Source organism: uncultured Clostridium sp. (genome assembly GCF_934754915.1).
Lineage (GTDB): Bacteria > Bacillota > Clostridia > Clostridiales > Clostridiaceae > Clostridium.
In genome coordinates, this window is sequence record NZ_CAKVKB010000260.1 from 1 (window position 1) to 3083 (window position 3083).

The 3083-nt window shown below is 29.8% G+C and carries 4 protein-coding genes; all 4 read left to right on the forward strand.

Features of this window, described 5'->3' with window-relative positions; translation table 11 throughout:
* Positions 1 to 754: branched-chain amino acid ABC transporter permease (locus Q0F58_RS18500; RefSeq protein WP_294379387.1), on the forward strand; the 754-nt coding region annotated here is incomplete at its 5' end.
* Between the two features lie 17 nt (positions 755 to 771).
* Positions 772 to 1503, forward strand: coding sequence for an ABC transporter ATP-binding protein (locus Q0F58_RS18505; protein WP_294379389.1), 732 nt, complete (start codon positions 772 to 774; stop codon positions 1501 to 1503).
* A gap of 36 nt (positions 1504 to 1539) precedes the next feature.
* Positions 1540 to 2241 (forward strand): ABC transporter ATP-binding protein, encoded by a 702-nt coding sequence (locus tag Q0F58_RS18510; RefSeq protein WP_294379391.1) that lies wholly within the window; start codon positions 1540 to 1542, stop codon positions 2239 to 2241.
* A gap of 17 nt (positions 2242 to 2258) precedes the next feature.
* Positions 2259 to 3083, forward strand: an 825-nt coding sequence (locus tag Q0F58_RS18515; protein WP_294379393.1) for a glutamine synthetase family protein, incomplete at its 3' end; no start/stop codon positions are given.

Below are 3083 nucleotides of genomic sequence, written 5' to 3' on the forward strand. Positions count from 1 at the left end.
GTTAATAGCAGTAATAATATCTGGGTTATTTGCAGCATTATTAGCATCATTTATATTTTATGGAAAAATAAATAATATATTTACAGGAATTATTACTATGTGTGTTGCAACAGTTTTAGAGACTTTTATGACCCAAACTAGTGATGGTAAATGGAAGGTTTTAGGAGTTCCGCTTGGTGGTTTTAATGGACTTAACAATATTCCATCATTAGCTATAGGAAATTTTGATTTTATTGGACCTAGTTTTTATATATTAGTAATTGTATTTTTATTAATAATATATCTTTTAATGAGAAAAGTTCAAGTTTCAAGATCAGGATATGCTTTATTTGGAATAAGAGAAAATCAAATTAGAAGTGAACTTTTTGGATATAATACAGCTAAAATACAAACTATTGCATTTTCTGTTAGTGGAGCTCTTGCTGGACTTGCAGGAGTATTATTTGCTTCATGGAGTGGGTATGTAGTTCCAACTAATTTTAGTGTTAGCGCGTCAACAATAGCTGTAGTTATGGTAGCAGTTGCAGGAAGAAAAAATGTTACTGGAGCAATGATAATGACATTAATATATTCATGGTTTACTCAATTTTTGGCAACAACAGGAAGTGAATATAGTCAATTAATATTAGGTGTTTTATTGATATTGGTTGTGCTATTTATACCAGATGGAATATTAGTAGCATTATTTAAAAAGAGCGATGAGTTTTTTTATAAAATGTTTAATAAAAATAAGGAAAAATCATTAGAAAATTAGTAAAAGAGGTGAATTATATGACAGACATTGGTAGAAGTAATGAAGAGCTTTTAGTTTTAGATAAGGTTTCTAAACAATTTGGTGGGATACAAGCTGTAGAAGATTTTAGTATGGTTATGAAAAAAGGAGAACTTCATTGTTTAATAGGTCCAAATGGAGCCGGAAAAACAACAGTATTTAAAATGATTATGGGAATTATACCTGTTTCTTCAGGAAGAATTGTATTTAAAGGAAAGGATATAACAAGTTTATCACCATTTAAAAGAGCCAAGAGCGGGCTAAGTATAAAAATGCAAGTACCAGGTATATTTGAAGAAATGACATTAAGAGAGAATATAAGAATAGCAGCTGAAAATTTCGTAAAGAAAAAAGAGCTGTCAGATGAAATAGATAGATTAATAGAATTAGTTAATATCAAAGATTTAGGAAATCCACTAGTAAAAAATATGACACATGGTCAGCAGCAATGGCTTGAAATAGCAATGTCATTGGCATCAAAACCTGAATTATTATTGTTAGATGAACCAGCTGCCGGACTTGGACCAGAAGAAACGGAATTTACTGCAAAAATGATAGAAAATTTAAATAGTCAAGGAATAGGAATTCTTTTTATTGAACATGATATTAATTTTGTTAAGAGAATAGCTAAAGATGTAACTGTATTACATTATGGAAAGAAATTTGCAGAAGGTAATATAGAAGAAATTGAAAATAATGAGGAGGTAATAAAAATATATTTAGGACAATAAGAATATGGTTATTATTTTGTGAAAGGAATGATTAATATGCTTCAAACGAAGGACTTAGTATCCGGATATGAAAAAGTTAATATCCTTCAAGGAGTTAATATAAATATAAATAAAGGTGAGATAGTTTCTGTTATTGGAAGAAATGGAGTTGGAAAAAGCACACTTGTAAAAACATTATGTGGTCTGCTAAAAGTTAATGGTGGAAAAATAATGTATAAGGAAAAAAATATAACAGGTTCAAAGGCATATGAGAGGGCATGGGATGGAATATCATATGTGCCTCAAGGACATATGGTGTTTCCTAATTTAACAGTTGAAGAGAACTTACAAATGGGTGAATCAATAAGGCCGTTAAAAAACGTAAAACCTAATTATGATTTGGTATATGAATATTTTCCTAGATTAAAAGAACGTAGAGATCAAATGGCAGGAACTATGAGTGGTGGAGAGCAGGCAATGTTATCAATAGGGAGGGTTCTTACAGGAAACTCAGAACTTATGTTACTAGATGAACCATCAGAAGGTGTACAACCTAATATTGTACAACAAATTGGAGATATAATCTTAAGAATAAATAAGGATTTAGGATTAACTGTATTATTAGTTGAACAACATATAGGATTAATTCAACAAATATCACAAAGAGGATATGCTATGGATAAAGGTACTATTATTGATAGCTTAACTTCTGAGAATTTAAAAGATTATAACATAATAAAAAAATATTTATCAGTTTAAATATAGAGGAGTGGTTAATAATGTCATATACTAAGGAGGATATACTAAAAATAGTTGAAGAAAATGATATAAATTTTATTAGATTACAATTTACAGATATAGTTGGTAATTTGAAGAATGTAGCAATAACAAAAGGGCAGTTAGAAAAAGCTTTGGATAATAAATGTACTTTAGATGGTTCATCTATAGATGGATTTGCTAGGATTGAAGAATCTGATATGTACCTAAGACCTGATTTAGATAGTTTTGTAATATTACCTTGGAGACCTGATAAAAATGCGGTAGCTAGAATGATATGTGATGTTTATGTTCCAAGTGGAGAAGCGTTTTTAGGTGATCCTAGACAAATATTAAAAAAAGCAATAGAAAAAGCTGAAGAAATGGGATATGAACTTCAAGTAGGTCCAGAATGTGAATTCTTTCTATTTCATAGAGATGAAGTTGGAAGAGCAATTCCATTAACTCACGATGAAGCAGGATATTTTGATTTAGATCATATAGATTTAGGAGGAAATGTAAGAAGGCAGATATGTTTAAATTTAGAGAAAATGGGATTTAAAATAGAAGCATCTCATCATGAAGTTGCACATGGACAGCATGAAATAGACTTCAAGTATGATGAAGCATTAAAAACTGCTGATAATATAATGACATTTAAAATGACTGTGCAGGCCATTGCAAAAAATATGGGATTAGCAGCGACTTTTATGCCAAAGCCAAAAACATTTCAAAATGGATCAGGAATGCATACCAATATGTCACTTTTTAAAGATGGTGTAAATATTTTCTATGATAGAAATGATGGTAATGGATTAAGTGAAATTGCATATAATTTTATCGCA

Bases quoted from the DNA above. Each gene is read 5' to 3' on its own strand.
- Q0F58_RS18505 (WP_294379389.1), top strand. From the start codon at position 772: ATGACAGACATTGGTAGAAGTAATGAAGAGCTTTTAGTTTTAGATAAG.
- Q0F58_RS18510 (WP_294379391.1), top strand. From the start codon at position 1,540: ATGCTTCAAACGAAGGACTTAGTATCCGGATATGAAAAAGTTAATATC.